The 13,871-nt window shown below is 57.2% G+C and carries 13 protein-coding genes; 8 read left to right on the top strand and 5 right to left on the bottom strand.

Translation table 11 applies throughout. From position 1 onward, the window contains the following. Nucleotides 1–164: 164 nt before the first annotated feature. Together grxC and PMI32_RS03785 are read right to left on the bottom strand one after the other, a co-directional pair. Nucleotides 165–416, bottom strand: a complete 252-nt coding sequence (gene grxC, locus PMI32_RS03780; protein WP_008033960.1) for a glutaredoxin 3 — start codon at nucleotides 414–416, stop codon at nucleotides 165–167. Nucleotides 417–443: 27 nt separating this feature from the next. Further along, nucleotides 444–962: a carboxymuconolactone decarboxylase family protein gene (locus PMI32_RS03785; protein WP_008033958.1), complete on the bottom strand. Its 519-nt coding sequence runs from the start codon at nucleotides 960–962 to the stop codon at nucleotides 444–446. Between the two features lie 134 nt (nucleotides 963–1,096). On the opposite strand from PMI32_RS03785, the gene PMI32_RS03790 reads away from it, so the two are divergent. The 7 genes from PMI32_RS03790 to PMI32_RS03815 all read left to right on the top strand — a co-directional run bounded on the left by PMI32_RS03790 (nucleotide 1,097) and on the right by PMI32_RS03815 (nucleotide 7,179). Further along, entirely contained in the window at nucleotides 1,097–1,924 is an 828-nt protein-coding gene (locus tag PMI32_RS03790) for an AraC family transcriptional regulator (protein WP_008033956.1), read from the top strand. A 284-nt stretch (nucleotides 1,925–2,208) separates the two neighbouring features. Then, nucleotides 2,209–2,706 (top strand): hypothetical protein, encoded by a 498-nt coding sequence (locus PMI32_RS03795; protein WP_008033955.1) that lies wholly within the window; start codon nucleotides 2,209–2,211, stop codon nucleotides 2,704–2,706. A 154-nt stretch (nucleotides 2,707–2,860) separates the two neighbouring features. Continuing rightward, nucleotides 2,861–3,058 (top strand): hypothetical protein, encoded by a 198-nt coding sequence (locus tag PMI32_RS30350; RefSeq protein WP_157214379.1) that lies wholly within the window; start codon nucleotides 2,861–2,863, stop codon nucleotides 3,056–3,058. Nucleotides 3,059–3,072: 14 nt separating this feature from the next. After that, nucleotides 3,073–3,630, top strand: coding sequence for a polysaccharide biosynthesis/export family protein (locus PMI32_RS03800; protein ID WP_008033954.1), 558 nt, complete (start codon nucleotides 3,073–3,075; stop codon nucleotides 3,628–3,630). Between the two features lie 26 nt (nucleotides 3,631–3,656). Next, nucleotides 3,657–4,775 carry a hypothetical protein gene (locus tag PMI32_RS03805; RefSeq protein ID WP_008033952.1) on the top strand — a complete coding sequence of 373 codons (1,119 nt, stop codon included), beginning with the start codon at nucleotides 3,657–3,659 and terminating at the stop codon, nucleotides 4,773–4,775. Between the two features lie 20 nt (nucleotides 4,776–4,795). Further along, the gene (locus tag PMI32_RS03810) at nucleotides 4,796–6,361 is read left to right on the top strand and encodes a GumC family protein (protein WP_008033950.1); all 1,566 of its coding nucleotides are present in this window, start codon (nucleotides 4,796–4,798) and stop codon (nucleotides 6,359–6,361) included. 86 nt (nucleotides 6,362–6,447) lie between these two features. Next, a complete protein-coding gene (locus PMI32_RS03815) occupies nucleotides 6,448–7,179 on the top strand; it encodes a CpsD/CapB family tyrosine-protein kinase (protein ID WP_223415742.1) in 732 nt (243 codons plus the stop codon). A gap of 46 nt (nucleotides 7,180–7,225) precedes the next feature. On the opposite strand, the gene galE is transcribed toward PMI32_RS03815, so the two are convergent. Genes galE through PMI32_RS03830 form a run of 3 tightly spaced genes read right to left on the bottom strand, consistent with a single transcriptional unit; the run spans nucleotide 7,226 to nucleotide 12,394 of the window. Next, nucleotides 7,226–8,203: a UDP-glucose 4-epimerase GalE gene (galE, locus tag PMI32_RS03820; protein ID WP_008033945.1), complete on the bottom strand. Its 978-nt coding sequence runs from the start codon at nucleotides 8,201–8,203 to the stop codon at nucleotides 7,226–7,228. A 43-nt stretch (nucleotides 8,204–8,246) separates the two neighbouring features. Next, nucleotides 8,247–10,868 carry a glycoside hydrolase 5 family protein gene (locus PMI32_RS03825; RefSeq protein ID WP_008033943.1) on the bottom strand — a complete coding sequence of 874 codons (2,622 nt, stop codon included), beginning with the start codon at nucleotides 10,866–10,868 and terminating at the stop codon, nucleotides 8,247–8,249. Continuing rightward, nucleotides 10,868–12,394 carry an O-antigen ligase family protein gene (locus PMI32_RS03830; protein WP_008033942.1) on the bottom strand — a complete coding sequence of 509 codons (1,527 nt, stop codon included), beginning with the start codon at nucleotides 12,392–12,394 and terminating at the stop codon, nucleotides 10,868–10,870. Before PMI32_RS03830 ends, PMI32_RS03825 begins: the two co-directional genes overlap by 1 nt. 95 nt (nucleotides 12,395–12,489) lie before the next feature. Between PMI32_RS03830 and PMI32_RS03835 the strand changes: the two genes are divergently transcribed. Continuing rightward, nucleotides 12,490–13,866, top strand: coding sequence for an oligosaccharide flippase family protein (locus tag PMI32_RS03835; RefSeq protein ID WP_032829121.1), 1,377 nt, complete (start codon nucleotides 12,490–12,492; stop codon nucleotides 13,864–13,866). The last annotated feature ends 5 nt before the right edge of the window (nucleotides 13,867–13,871 follow it).

Genomic DNA, 13,871 nt, shown 5'->3' with positions numbered 1-13,871 from the left:
CCGGAGCGAGGGCATGCCGAGCATTAGCGAGGCACCGAACGAAAGGGGCAAAAGCCCTTGGTTACTTGGGGCTCTTCCAAGTGACTCGCTGTAAAAGCGAAACCCATAGCCGCCGTTACCACAACAACGGATATGTACCCCCCCAAAAAAAAACGTCGCCGGCCTCAAGCAAGCATCGACATCAACCCCCCCTGACGATCAAGTTTGGCCAGCTCGTCAAACCCTCCAACATGCACATCACCGATAAAAATCTGCGGCACGCTACGGCGCCCGCTACGGCTGAGCATCTCCTCAAACTTCCCAGGTTCCGATTGAACGTTTATTTCCTGTGCCGCAATGCCTCGGCTGGCCAGCAAAATCTTGGCGTTGCGGCAGTAAGGGCAAGTGTCAGTGGTATAGAGCGTCACGGTGTTCATCAGCGGTTCTCCCGAATAGACAGTCGTTCAAGCATCGATGGCCGGAAAATCAATCTCGGTCAGGGCGACGTTGTTGAGGTAATTGGTCAAGGTCTGCGAGGCCACGTGAGCGATCACTTCGACAATCTTGCTGTCGTTGATCCCGGCTGCCCGTGCCGCTGCGATCTGCTCGCTGCCCAGATGGCCACGGCTTTCAGTGATCTGCCGGGCAAGAGTGGCAAAGGCATTGAGCTGGCCGCTGCGGGCGCTGAGGATGTCTTGCGCGGACAACCCGGCCTTGCCGGCAAACAATGTGTGGGCCGCGAGGCAGTAGTCGCACCCATTCACCTGGGACGTGGCGAGGAAGATCGCTTCTTTCTCGGTGGCGCTCAGTGAAGTTTTACCGAGGGTCGCAGACTGTTGCAGATAAGAGGACAGCACGGCGGGAGCATGCGCCAGGGTCTTGAAGACATTGGGCAAAAAACCGATTTTTTTCTGCACGCCTTCCAGCAGCGGGCGAGTGGCGTCGGTGGCGTGTTCGAGGCTCAGGGTGTTGATGCGGCTCATGGTGGATCTCCGTAGATGACGGCGCGGTGTGCGCTGGGTACGGGGTCCATGCTAATGACGAGTGCTGGTCTATTGGCTGCAAATCGTCGAGGATATGCGACTGATCGTCCAGATATGCCATCAGGAGCCTGTCCATGGATCGCTTGTCCACCTTGCTCAGCCATTTCGGCGTCAGCGCCGGTACCTTCCACAGCGGGACCTTTTGCGGCACCACCGGTTTTGACGGTGATCAGGCCTGCGGGCACCTCCATCTGCTGCAATCCGGCGAGCTGACCCTGAAACTGGCCGATGAGCGCGCGATTGAGCTCAATACACCCACCTTGATTTTCTTCCCTCGGCCTTACCGCCACCGATTGATTGCCGCTGACACGTCCGACACGCAACTGGTGTGCGCCTCGCTGACGTTCGATGGCGGTGCGGGGAATGCGCTGGCGGCGGCGTTGCCCGATTACCTGGTACTTGATCTCGATGAAGTGCCGACCATGGCCGGTACGCTGGACTGGCTGTTCAACGAAGCCTTCGGTGGCATTTGCGGTCGTGAAGCGATGATGGACCGCTTGTTCGAAGTGCTGGTGATCCAGTTGCTGCGGCACATTCTGACCAATCGCGAACAAAGCCCCGGCATGATGGCCGGTCTCGCCGACCCTCGCCTGGCACGCTCGTTAAGCCTGATGCACGACACGCCCGGCAAGTCCTGGACTGTGGCTGAGTTGTCGACGGCGGCCAACATGTCCCGGGCCAGTTTTGCCGAACACTTTCGTCAGGTGGTGGGGCAGACCCCGGTGGATTACCTGGTGAGCTGGCGCATCAGCCTGGCCCAGAAACGCTTGCGTGAAGGCAAGTCCATTGCCCTGATTGCCGATGAAGTGGGGTATGAAAGCCCTTCGGCGCTCGCCCGGGCATTTCGGCGCAAGACCGGCGTCAGTCCACGAGAGTGGATGCATGGCGGCCAGCGTCGATAGTTTTTTGTCGCCGGTGTTTCGGCAGGGGGAAAAGCAAAGCATTCAGGCCCGTTTTCGGCAGGGCTGATGCCCATGTTTGAGTCGTTTCAAGGAGATAGAGACCCTTGTTGTGATGAGGACTAATTGTCGATTTATTGACGCCATTCTGCCTTGATTTTTATTTTAGTTTATTGTTGTGACAGAGCATTGACGTGCTGGCTATGTGCTTATAGGCTCCAATCAGCTGGGTAACGAATCCTTCATTCGATATCAGGAACACCCTGTGTGCAGGGAGGCGGGCTTCAATGCGTTCATCACTGGTTCTCAAATCCGTTTTGTTCTGCGTGCTCTTTAATGGTGCGGCCATTGCCACCGCACAAACGGCCAATTTGACCCGTGAAATTAACCGCATGGGCGATGCTTGCCAAGCGTATGGTCCAAAAGCGGGCATGACCGCCGCCGAGCAGGGTGGTGCCCCTTCAACCGTAGCAAACGGTCCTGGCGCGGCAGCTTCGGCCAGCGATACCAGCTTCGCTGATACAGCAAAAAATCAAATCAACAGCCTTATAGAATCCGCCACCAAGGTGGGCACCACCGTCAATAGTTCTTCCTGTGACGGATTAATGGCGCAACTTGCCATTGACAAGTTAACGGCAGATTCAGGTACGCAAAGTAAAGTTTTGAGTGGCGGGGATGATGCCCTCACCAATCAATCGAATGCAGTTCCGTTAGCTGCTGCCGCCTGGTTGTTTTCATCCGCGTTATTCGGTTTTGTTATGGTCGCCAACCGGCGGAAGGTGTAGCTAGCTTTTTGTTTTTGCTGGCGATTGTGTGGCGCATTGACACTAGTGATTGATATCAATTTGATCTGCTAGTGGGTTTGGCGATGTATTAGCTGAATGACGGGCTCTATTAAACAGAGTGCTATTAATTTGGCAGGCAGACATCGAGGACGATATGTTTAACGACAACTTATTGTTAAATAAAAAACTTCCTTCGCCAGCTGTTTCCCGGCAGGCAATAGAGGCGTCGGGCCGACGAAAACCGGACGGCGTCGAGCGCAAAAAACTGCCCCTTGATCGTTTCCTTGACCTGAAAATGAGCAAGAGTGATTTACCCCGGATTTTATGCAAGACTCTTGGCAAGGCTACTTAGGCGGAGGGATCCCGATGTCGCGTTTCTGGTTACCTGTGGTCTGCGCGCTGGCAGTTATGCCCAGCATTTCCAATGCCGTCGCAAACGATGCTGCATACCGGTTGAGTCCGGGTGACAAGCTTGCCGTTTCCGTTTGGGGCGAAGACAAGCTCAAGCAGGACGTGATCGTTCTTCCCAACGGAAGCATTACCTTCCCGCTGGCAGGGCAAGTCGATGTGGCGGGTCTCGATACCACCGCAGTCGAAGAGAAAATTGCTGCCAAGCTTGTAAAGTACATACCCGATCCGCAGGTGAGCGTTGTCGTCACCAGCACGGATGGCAATCTCGTGTACGTGCAGGGCAAAGTGTTGAAGCCAGGCAGTGTCCATTTATCAGGTCAAACGTCAGTGCTGCAGGTTTTGAGCGTGGCGGGCGGGCTCGACAAGTTTGCCGACAAGGATGAAATCAAGGTCGTGCGACTCACCGGGTCCAAGCAACAAATCCTGCCAGTCAATTACGGCGATCTGATGTCCGGGCGTGACATGTCCACCAATATTCTCCTCCAGGCCGGCGATACGCTGGTCGTGCCTTAGACTTGCGCGATGCATTAAGGATTACCTTGCTTGCTCTTCGAACCACCGGGGTTGCCACTGCAACCCTGATCCTGTCGTGTTCCGGTGTGGCCCATGCGGCGACCTGGCAATCATCAATCGCGGTGCCTTCTACTGTCGAGTACGACAGCAATCCACTGTTGCTCACGAGTGGCGAGAAGGGCGTGACCCGCACCATCATCGCCCCCGAGTACGGCCTTGTCGGCACTGCCGGTCGGGATGAGTTTCAATTCGGTCTCGGTGTATACGTCGTGCGCTCTTCCGATACCGACATCGTGACGGACCGTGAGGACCCCCGATTGAAACTGGGGTGGCAGCGCGAAACCGAAACGGGCGGTTTTGGACTCACGGCCAAGTATGAAGAGAGTTCAACGCTCTCCACTGCCGTTCAGGAAACCGGCGTAGTGGCGGCCGATGGCACGCAGAAGCTTTATACCCTGGGCGGCAACTGGAGCAGGGCTCTCAGCGAGCGAAGTACCTTGCTCAACGAGACTGACTACACTCATGTCACTTACGACATTCCCACCCTGATCAACTACGACGAGCTGGCCACCCGCTTGACGTGGAACTACGCGTGGAGCGAGCAGACCGAGGTGTTCACCCGTTTAGGCGTCAGACGCTACGAACCTGAGAAGGGCTCCACGGTGGCGTCTTCCTCAAACAGCTATACACCCACGGTCGGCGTGAATTTCCTGGTCTCCGAGCAGTTCAAGGGCACGGTGTACGCAGGCATCAATCAGGTTTCCGGTTCGGGTGAAGGTCCAAGGGGCCAGGGCGGATTGACCTTGCAATACACCGGCGAGCGGTTTGATGCACTCGTCGACGCCGGTCGCAGTACGGTCGCCAGCGGTGACGGCGGGTTCGTCGAGACGGATAGTCTGAGGGGAGCATTCAGTTACGCCATTGATGAGATTCGACGCACCGGTTTTGATGCCTACTGGCAAGACAGCAAAGGCCAGACGCCGAACACCCTGAGTAATTACAGTGCCTGGATCAGTCAAGAACTCTCGCCTTTTTGGATTGCGCGCCTATCCTTCACGTACAAGGAGCGCCAGCAGGACGGCTTGCCGGATGCCAGCGCAAATATTGTCGGGTTGACCCTGGTTTACAGTTACCCCGGACTCTGAAATTCAGGTGTGTGAGAAATATGGCCTCTGAATACGAAATGTCGGTCAACGACTACATAGCTATCGTCAAACACCACGCCGTGCTGTTGATGGTGAGTTGCGCGGCCATACTTGGCGTGAGCATCGCGGTCGCGATGTCGCTTCCGCCCACGTTCGAGTCCTCGGGCACGATCCTGATCGAGTCGCAGCAGATCTCGCCTGAACTGGTCGCGGCAAACAACGGCACCTTCGCCGATGAGCGCATCGAGGTCATTCGCCAGCGTGTGATGACCCGGGAGAATCTTGCCGCGATCATCGACAAATACAATCTGTTCTCTTCTCAAGGCCGGAATTTGAGCGTTTCCGAGAAAATCGATGAAATGCGCAATGCGATTGGAGTCACCCTGGTCAGCGCCGCGATCAAGGGGCGCGGGGAAGTGACGATTGCGTTTCGACTTTCCTTTGAGCACCGTCAGCCAGAGATTGCCAACAAAGTGGCCAACGAGCTGGTGACGCTGTTCCTGAATGAAAACATCAGGCAGCGCACCGAGCGCGCCAATGAAAATACAGAGTTCGCAAAGCAGGAGGCGGACAAGCTCGAGGTTGCCCTGAATGCCCAGGATAATCTCGTGGCAGACTTCAAGCAGAAGCACAGCAATGCGCTGCCCGAGAATCGGGAATTGCTCACCAACATGTTGACGCGCGCCGAAAACGACCTCAAAGAGGTCGACCGTGACTACAAGGCTGCCCGTGAGGATTTGCGTTTCAACGAGTTGGAGCTTATCGCTGCCAATGCCGGCGGAGTGACCACGCCTGGAGTAGCGGGTGCAGCCGCTGAGAAACCTCAGGATCTGAACAGCCTCAAGGCCGAGTACGTCCGTTTGCAGACGCTGTATACCGAAGCCCACCCCGATGTGCGTGCCGTGAAGCGCAAGATTGCTGCACTTGAGAAGAACACTGCGGTGGCGGGTAGTGCGGCAGTGCCCGTCAGTATGGATGTAGCGAAGGCTCAGGCGCGGATCGCCGCCACCGAAGCGCGTATCAAGTCACTGGCCGATCAGAAGCAGCAGACGCTGCGGAAAATATCCGAATACGAAGCGCAGATTATTGAAACGCCACAAGTCGAGCGTGGCCTGATCACTCTGATGCGCGACCATGACAACGCGAAAAAGAAATATGAGGAAATGCGCGCCAAGGAGATGAGTGCCAGAATTTCCGAAAGCCTGGAACAGGAAAACAAAGCGGAGCGTTTTGTTCTCCTGGAGTCGCCGTTGATGCCTGAAAAGCCGGTACGGCCGAACCGAAAGAAAGTGGTTGCCATGGGCTTCATCCTCGCCCCGGTGGGCGCTAGCGCATTGGTGATGCTCCTGGAAATGCTGACCCAGCGCGTGCGTGGAGCTGAAGCCCTGGGCAGTGTGTTGGGGCGGCGTGTACTGGTTGCCATTCCCTACATTCACACCAAGGCGGAGCTGGCGAGCCGCAAGAAGTGGCGAACGCGGTTGATCATTTGTGGGATAGTGGCAATTGTGATCTTTCTGGTGCTCCTGCACTTCCTCTACATGCCACTGGATCTTTTGATATTTAAAGTTTTGGGCCGGTTTGCATAAGGAATACAGCCATGGAAATAAACAAGCCCGATACCGAAGGTGATGTACAACAGTCCTCCTCGGCTCTCGTGACCACGCCAAAAGCCATGACCGCAACCGGGCACTCTGCGGGTCTGAATGCGCTCAGCTATGTGCAAACCAAAGTTGTGCCTTTGCGCCCGGACCATCTCGAGCGCAACCGCATTGTGGCGTACAACAAGAATTCGAACATGGGCGGGGCGTTCGATCTGCTGCGCACGCAAGTTCTGAAAATCATGGAAGAAAACGGCTGGCGTACACTTGCCATCACCTCGCCGACGCCGGAGGCAGGCAAGACGGTCCTGGCGATCAACCTGGCAATGAGCATCGCCCATCACACTACCAAGACTGCATTGCTGGTGGATTTTGACTTGCGTCGTCCGACGGTGGGTGCCTGCCTGGGGCTGCCGATGGAGAAGTCGCTCAATGAATACCTGGCCGACGAAGCAGAACTGCAAGAGGTTCTGGTCAACCCGACCTTGCCGCGCTTTGTAGTCCTGCCGACCCGTAAACCGATTCCTCTCTCCACCGAGGTGTTGTCATCGCCCGCAGTGACCCATTTGATTAGTGATCTGCGTGAACGCTACAACTCGCGTATCGTGATTTTCGACTTGCCGCCAATCCTCAGCTCGGACGATGTGATTACCGTCCTGCCCAAATTCGACTGCGTTCTGCTCGTGGTCGCCAACGGCATGAACAGCAAGAAAGAGATCGAGGAAAGCCTGCATCACCTGGGCTCAGCCAATCTGATTGGCACGGTGCTGAACAAGGCCGAGCCGCAAAACCGCTCTTACTACTAGCGCGTCACCCTTCGGCGCATGGCGCTCAATGCGCCAGCGCCGACTGTCAGTGCCAAGGGTGCTTCTGCTCCCACTTCCAGGCGTGCGTCACGATCTCTTCAAGCGAGGCAAATTGTGTTTGCCAGCCCAGTATTGCGTTGGCCTTTCGTGGATCGGCCACCAGCCGTGGCGGGTCGCCGGCACGGCGGGGCGCTTCACTGACGCAGAAGTCCTGGCCGGTAACACGACGCGCAGTGTCTATCACTTCCTGTACTGAAAACCCTTGGCCGTTACCGAGGTTGAACGCCGTGCTTGCGCCCCCGGCCAGCAGATAATCCACGGCGAGTGCGTGAGCGGCAACGAGATCGACCACGTGGACGTAGTCGCGAATACAGGTGCCGTCCGGCGTGTCGTAATCCCGACCAAATACGGTGATGGATTCACGTCGGCCCGAGGCCGCTTGCAGGATCAGTGGCAGCAGGTGGGTTTCCGGTTCATGGCGTTCACCCAGCTGTCCTTCAGGGTCGGCGCCGGCGGCATTGAAGTAGCGCAGGCAGACCGATTTCAGACCGTAGGCGCGGTCGAAGTCTTCCAGCATCTGCTCCACCATCCACTTGCTGCGGCCATAAGGGTTGATGGCAGCCTTGGGATGTTCTTCATCGATGGGCACGTACACCGGGTCGCCATAGACGGCGGCGGTCGAAGAAAAAACCAAGTGTTTGACCTTCGCACGCACCATGGCTTGTAGCAGCGTCAAAGTAGCGGCGAGGTTGTTCTGGTAATACTTGGCAGGTTCGGTGACGGATTCGCCGACCTGGATAAATGAAGCGAAGTGGAACACCGCATCAAAGTGCTCTGTGGCAAATACAGCGTCCAGGGCTTGCGCATCGGCGATGTCCAGTTCGACCAGTTTTCCGCCCGGCAAGGCGCTGCGGTAGCCAGTGGAAAAGTTGTCTGCCACCACCAGCTCATGACCCGCACGCAGCAATTGCTTAACCATGTGCGAGCCGATGTAGCCTGCGCCGCCAATCACCAAAAATTTCATCCTGGCCTCCTGGAAACTGTTCCTGTGCAAGCGGATTACAACCTCAGCGGGTGGCGTTTTTTCTCAAAAACAACCAATTGGACATCTGCAGGTCGTCGAACTTGATCGTATAGCGTCCATCAACATAGGTCGCGGGCAGTTTCTTCATTTGCGCGAGCGTGCCGTGGGTGAATAGCGTCAGGCCAGGCGGTGCCTGGATGCTCAGCGTGCCTTCCAGAGGCTCCACGTAAAACGGTGTTTTTTCGTCTTCTTTGGGGACGGCGCGGGTGCCCAATGAAATCAGCAAATCCTTCGATTGTCCGAGGGGGGCGTTGTCCAGGCTCTGCACCACCACACTGGCATTCGCCGTTTTCACTTGCACCTTGATGTTGCCCAGGCTGATCGATTCGCCGCCGATCCAGCCGGTGGCAGCCTGGCTACGCGGCGTATCGATGGTGTAGACGCCTTGGTTCCAGTTGCGCTTCAGTTCGCCGGTGTCTGTGGTCGACTCGCTGGCATTGGCGTCCAGCAACGATTGGTCAGGGTCATGAAACACCTGTGCATTGCTCGCGATAGCGCCCGACTGCAACCAGGGCAGTTCTGGCGTCTGAGGCATTGCGATTTGCAGCTTGCCTTTCTCCATGGCGGTGCGCAGCAGCGCGGAGTTGGCCGGCGTGATCGGATGGTTGAACAGGGTGCTTGGTGTCGGCGCGAAGACATACGTCGTGTTGGCTTCGCTGACGTCACCGCGACGATAGAGCAAGGCGGCGGCGGGCAGGGTGGCCAGCATGGCGGGGTCGTTGTAGGCGTGCCAGTTATCGGCCGTTACCCAGCCGCCGTCGAGTGATTGCTGGCTGTAGGCATATTGCATCAGCGCGTCCCAGCCCTGGTGGCTGGCGGTGCCGGCGACATAGAGTGGCAAGGAGTGACGGTCGGGTGTCGGGAACGGTTCATTGTTCCACTCGGTGACGGTCAGGGGCTTGCCCGTCACTTGGCCGGCGGCAATCCAGTCGATGATGCCGGCGGTGGTGAGCGGGTTTTTCTCCAGCTGGCCTGCGCCACCGTAGCTGTGAACGTCGACGACGTCGCCGGCAGTCAGGGCTGGCAAGGAGCTCAGGCCATCACCGCCCCAGCTGCTGGTGGTGGCGATGGGCACCTTTACGCCGAGCTCACGCAAGTGCTGAATCATGTCGACGTTGAAGCGTCGCTCCAGATCGTTGAGGAACAGCTTGGACGGACCATGTTCCCAGGAACGCCATGTTTTGCTTGCAGGCAGATCATGCTGGCTGGCAAAGGCCTGTGCCTCGGCCATGTAGACTTTGTTGTGCTTCGGCACATTTTTGTCCGGCAACAGGGCGTTGCCAAAGTGATGGGTGATGTCGTTTTCGTTGGTGATCAGTACGGCGGCGATGGCCGGATCGTCTTTGTAGGCGAGGCCGGTGTAGGTGTTTACATGGGTCAGATAGGCTTCGGCAAAGCGCTTCATGGCCTGCTGGATGGTGACGTTCACATACGCATAACCTTTGAGGTCCGCGTTGTTCTGATTGTTCTTCGGGATCTCATCGAAGCCAAAGATGTTGTCCTTTTCAGTGAAGGTTCGCTCGACATGCATGTCGAGCCAGACATAAATGCCTTCGTCCTTCAGGCACTTGATCCACCAGTCGATTTTTTTCAGCGACTCCGGGCTGGGTTGCTGGGTGTCACGCGTCTGGTCGCGGTCGCCAAAAATGTTCGGGCTGACCCATGGCGAGTCATGGTGGTGCAGGCGTACCAGATTGAAGCCGAGGGCTGACAGGCGTTTGGCCTGTTGCTTGATGGCCTCGTCTGAGGTGCGAAACAGTGCATAGGACGTGATGTTGGTGCCCCAGAAACGCGCCGGGGTGTTGTCGGCGAACATCAGTTGCTCGCCGGATGCTTTGACGAAACCGCGCTTGCCGGCAGGTTTTTCGTCAGCATTCAGAAACGACAGATCGACCGGTGAGGTTTTTACGTCGACTTTGTCGCTCGGCCAACTTGTCGGGTCCTCCAGGCCGAAGCGTTCGGTCAGGGTCGGGCCGAGTGTCACATCACCCGAGACGCTCAAGGTGGCTTTGACGTTCTGGTGGCCGGGCCTGATCGTGTTTTTGTAGAAAAAGGCGCGCACTTCGGATCGGTCGCCGGGTTCAAAATACACACTCGCCAGTGCCGGCTCAAAACGCATCTCGATGCGTCGTCCTTGTGTCTTTCCCCACGCCCAGCCGCTGTTGTCAGGGAGCAGCACTGGTTCGCCCATTTCTTCAGCGAACAGTGCCGGGTCAAATTTGAAGACGATGCCCCCGCCCATCACGCCCGATTTTGTGCCGTGCGCATCGAGGGCAAAGTTCCAGGTCAGCTTTTGCTCGCCGTCCTTTTGAATCTGCGCCGTCAAGTCGAAGTCCAGGTCTTTGTTCTGTCCTTCCAGGGAGTAGCTGTAGGGGCTGTTTATCTTGAACCGGGATGCAAAATACGACCAGTCCCAATTGCTCCCCCAGAAGGTGAATATCGACGCCACGACGGGGCTGCCGCCGCGCGTCAGCATCGGCAGGCCGCTACGCTCATCCACGCTCGCGACCCAGTCAGACGCCCAACTCCTGAACGGCCAGACGGCAAGGCACAGGAGCGCTATGAGTAGCAGGGGGGAGCGGCGAAACGAGGTGGGCATTGGCATTACCGGATTTGAGGGTGGGCACTCACAGCGATTGCACGTGAGGTGTGCTTGAGCCTGCGAACCATCTGAGCATAGGCAACGCCCAGCCCGGCCACCGACCAATACACCACGGGGATAACCGTGATGCTGCTGACGGTAACGATGGTCACCAGTATCCCCGCCAGGGTCGCGAAGAGCGCACGTCCCAGTCGGCGCGTCTCATCGTCCTTGTCGGAAAAAGAACGCATTGCCTTGCGCAGACCGAAGAGCACCGTGGCGAAAAAAGCCACGAACAGTGTCAGCCCGATCAACCCGACCTGCAGCGCCACGTTGATGTAGGTGTTCACGATATCGATGATGCCCTGGCCCTGAATCATGGACTGCATTTCCGGCGTGTTGCGGAAGTCGAAAGCGCCGAGCAAGGGATTGCGCTGGATCACGATCAGTGCGTTATCGATCAAGCGTTGTCGGTAGGTGATGTTCTCTACTTCGATCGTGCCGAAGAACGGTAGCAGGTCCAGCACTTTTTGCCCGCCAGGCAGGATTGCCAGCAAGGGCAGGGCGAGCACTCCGGCCAACGCCAACAGGATCAGGCGTTTGACAGCACTGCGGCCGGTGGCGATGAAGGTTGCGATCATGACCGCGGCCCCGATCCACGGGCCACGCGACAGCGGTGCAAACAACCCGCCGGCCAGCAACAGTGCGCCGAGGCGGCGCTGGAACTTGCTGCGCACGTTTTCGTGCAAATACAGATAAAGGCCGATGGCAGTGCTGATCACGAAGCCCAGCGCAATCGCCTGGCCGGTCGTTGCGCTGGCGCGTAACGAGCCGCCACGGCTCAGGTAGCTGGACATTTCCCAGTGCATGCCCAAAGCGTCGATCAACGCGCTGTACAGCAGCCAGCTTCGGACAAATTCGAACAGGCCGATAATCGACAACACCATGGCCGCGAGGACAAAGGCCAACAGTGCGTCCTTGAAGTCACTGAGGTTTTTCAGTGCCCGGCTGGCCACGTAGTACGGCAGAAAAACGTCGATGAACATATAGAGCGTTTGGCGCAAGGTGTCGGTGAGCGTGGTTTCGCGCAGCAACAGCAGGCTCGACAGCAGGAGGTTGGCGGCCAACAGTTTATCGGGCCAGGTCCGCCCGAATGCCGGCGTGTCTGCACGTCTGCGCAGCACAAAAAACGCCGGCAGCAAAACGCACAAGGACAGGAGGCGAATATGGTTGAGGTCAAAAAAGTAATTGATCACGCCCAGGCCCGGAATCTGTGCCGAGACCGGCGGGATCAGAAACAGCAGAAAGAAGAACAGCGCGATAGGGTTGCGCTCGCGTTTTCCTGCAAAGGTCAAGACGATGGTGGCAACGGCTGCATACACCCAGAAACTGTGCGAGACGAAGGCCAGGAACGTCAATACAAACCACAGATTTCGGCGGCGTGTGACGTCACTGTAGGGGACAAGGTCCGCTGCAGCTCGGCGTGAAAGGGTAAAAACGATGCCGGCCAAAACCAGAATGACGGTTAACGCGCGTAAGTGCTCAGGCATGAGTTTTCAAACTTATTGAATGGTGAGCGAAGGATAGTGGAATGCCTGATTGCGGCTATAGTAACTTTCGTACCACTGAGTCCGGGATTGATGTTATGCCTTCAATTGATTTATCGCCATCGTTGAGCCTTCGTAAGCGAGCGATATTTGCCGGGGCTTGGAATCTTGGCGCGCTGGTGACATCTCAGGCCATTCGCTTGGGCGGCAACCTGATTATGGCCCGACTGCTGATGCCGGAGATGTTCGGCATCATGGTAATCGCCACCACCGTTTCGGTGGTCCTGCACTTGCTGTCTGATGCGGGTTTGCGGCAGAACATCATCCAGAGCCCGCGTGGCGACGATCCGGTGTTTCTCAATACTGTCTGGACCGTGCAGATCGTGCGCGGTTTTGTCCTTTTTGTCTCGACGCTACTGATCGCGGGTTTCGCCTGGTTTGCGCAAACCATCAACCTGTGGTCGCCAGAATCCACCTACGCGGCACCCGAGTTGCCGCTGGTGTTGGCCCTTACCGGTTTCTCCGCGGTCCTCTATGGTCTGCAGTCGACGAAAGTCGACGTGGCCGTGCGCGCATTCCAGCAAAAGAAAGTCGTGCTCGCCGAGTTCGCGTCCCAGATCTCCGGCCTGCTGGTGATGCTGGTGATCGGTTACTTCACCCGGTCGATCTGGTCGCTGGTGGGGGCGGGTCTCGTCGCTGCTCTGGTCAGTACGTTGCTAGGTCATATCTGGTTCCAGGGGCCACCTAACCGCCTGTTGTGGGACCGTACCGCGCTCAAGGAACTAGTCGTCTTCGGCCGCTGGATCCTGTTGTCTTCGGCAGTGGGCGTACTCGCCATGAATGGTGATCGCATCTGGTTCGGCGGCAGCATGTCGGCCGCCGAACTAGGGGTCTACTCCATTGCCGTGCTGATTCTGGGTGCTTTTGCACTCGGCGTGCAGAGGTTGGTGGGCGCCGTAGCCTTGCCAGCCTTCAGCGAGGCCACGAGAAACAATGACACCGTGCGGTTTCGCGCGCTGTACTACCGTTTCAGGCTGATTATCGACATCGCCTTGCTGTTTGCCTGCGGGTTGTTCTGGACCATCAGCCCACTCATCATTCACTGGTTGTACGATGAGCGTTATGCAGAGGCCGGCAACATGATGGCCGTGCTTTCACTGTCTTTCTTCACCTTGCGCTACACGGTGTCGCATCAGGCGTGGCTTGCCCAGGGACTCACGAAATTCCAGGCGATGGATAACATTATTCGCGCCCTCTCGTTATGGGTGTTGCTACCGCTGTTGCTGGCCATTGGCGGAGTGAAATATGCGATTTGGGGCGTCGCTCTGCATACATTTCCGACCCTTGTGCTAATAGTTTATGTGAATCGTCGTATAGGGCTGTTCGATCTCAAGCGTGAGCTGGCTGTGCTGCCAATGGTGTTGGTGGGGATTGGGTGTGGGGAGTTGGTGTTGGGCATTGCCAAATGGCTTTGACTTGA

Origin of the sequence: Pseudomonas sp. GM60, assembly GCF_000282415.1 — a bacterium.
GTDB lineage: Bacteria > Pseudomonadota > Gammaproteobacteria > Pseudomonadales > Pseudomonadaceae > Aquipseudomonas > Aquipseudomonas migulae.
The sequence above is the reverse complement of the archived record's forward strand: the minus strand, read 5'-3'. Positions and strand labels throughout refer to the sequence as shown.

Coding starts and splice junctions, on each gene's coding strand:
- PMI32_RS03800 (WP_008033954.1), top strand. CDS start 3,073: ATGTCGCGTTTCTGGTTACCTGTGGTCTGCGCGCTGGCAGTTATGCCC.
- PMI32_RS03790 (WP_008033956.1), top strand. CDS start 1,097: ATGGATCGCTTGTCCACCTTGCTCAGCCATTTCGGCGTCAGCGCCGGT.
- PMI32_RS03810 (WP_008033950.1), top strand. CDS start 4,796: ATGGCCTCTGAATACGAAATGTCGGTCAACGACTACATAGCTATCGTC.
- PMI32_RS03785 (WP_008033958.1), bottom strand. CDS start 962: ATGAGCCGCATCAACACCCTGAGCCTCGAACACGCCACCGACGCCACT.
- PMI32_RS03830 (WP_008033942.1), bottom strand. CDS start 12,394: ATGCCTGAGCACTTACGCGCGTTAACCGTCATTCTGGTTTTGGCCGGC.
- grxC (WP_008033960.1), bottom strand. CDS start 416: ATGAACACCGTGACGCTCTATACCACTGACACTTGCCCTTACTGCCGC.
- PMI32_RS03835 (WP_032829121.1), top strand. CDS start 12,490: ATGCCTTCAATTGATTTATCGCCATCGTTGAGCCTTCGTAAGCGAGCG.
- galE (WP_008033945.1), bottom strand. CDS start 8,203: ATGAAATTTTTGGTGATTGGCGGCGCAGGCTACATCGGCTCGCACATG.
- PMI32_RS03825 (WP_008033943.1), bottom strand. CDS start 10,868: ATGCCAATGCCCACCTCGTTTCGCCGCTCCCCCCTGCTACTCATAGCG.
- PMI32_RS30350 (WP_157214379.1), top strand. CDS start 2,861: ATGTTTAACGACAACTTATTGTTAAATAAAAAACTTCCTTCGCCAGCT.
- PMI32_RS03815 (WP_223415742.1), top strand. CDS start 6,448: ATGACCGCAACCGGGCACTCTGCGGGTCTGAATGCGCTCAGCTATGTG.
- PMI32_RS03795 (WP_008033955.1), top strand. CDS start 2,209: ATGCGTTCATCACTGGTTCTCAAATCCGTTTTGTTCTGCGTGCTCTTT.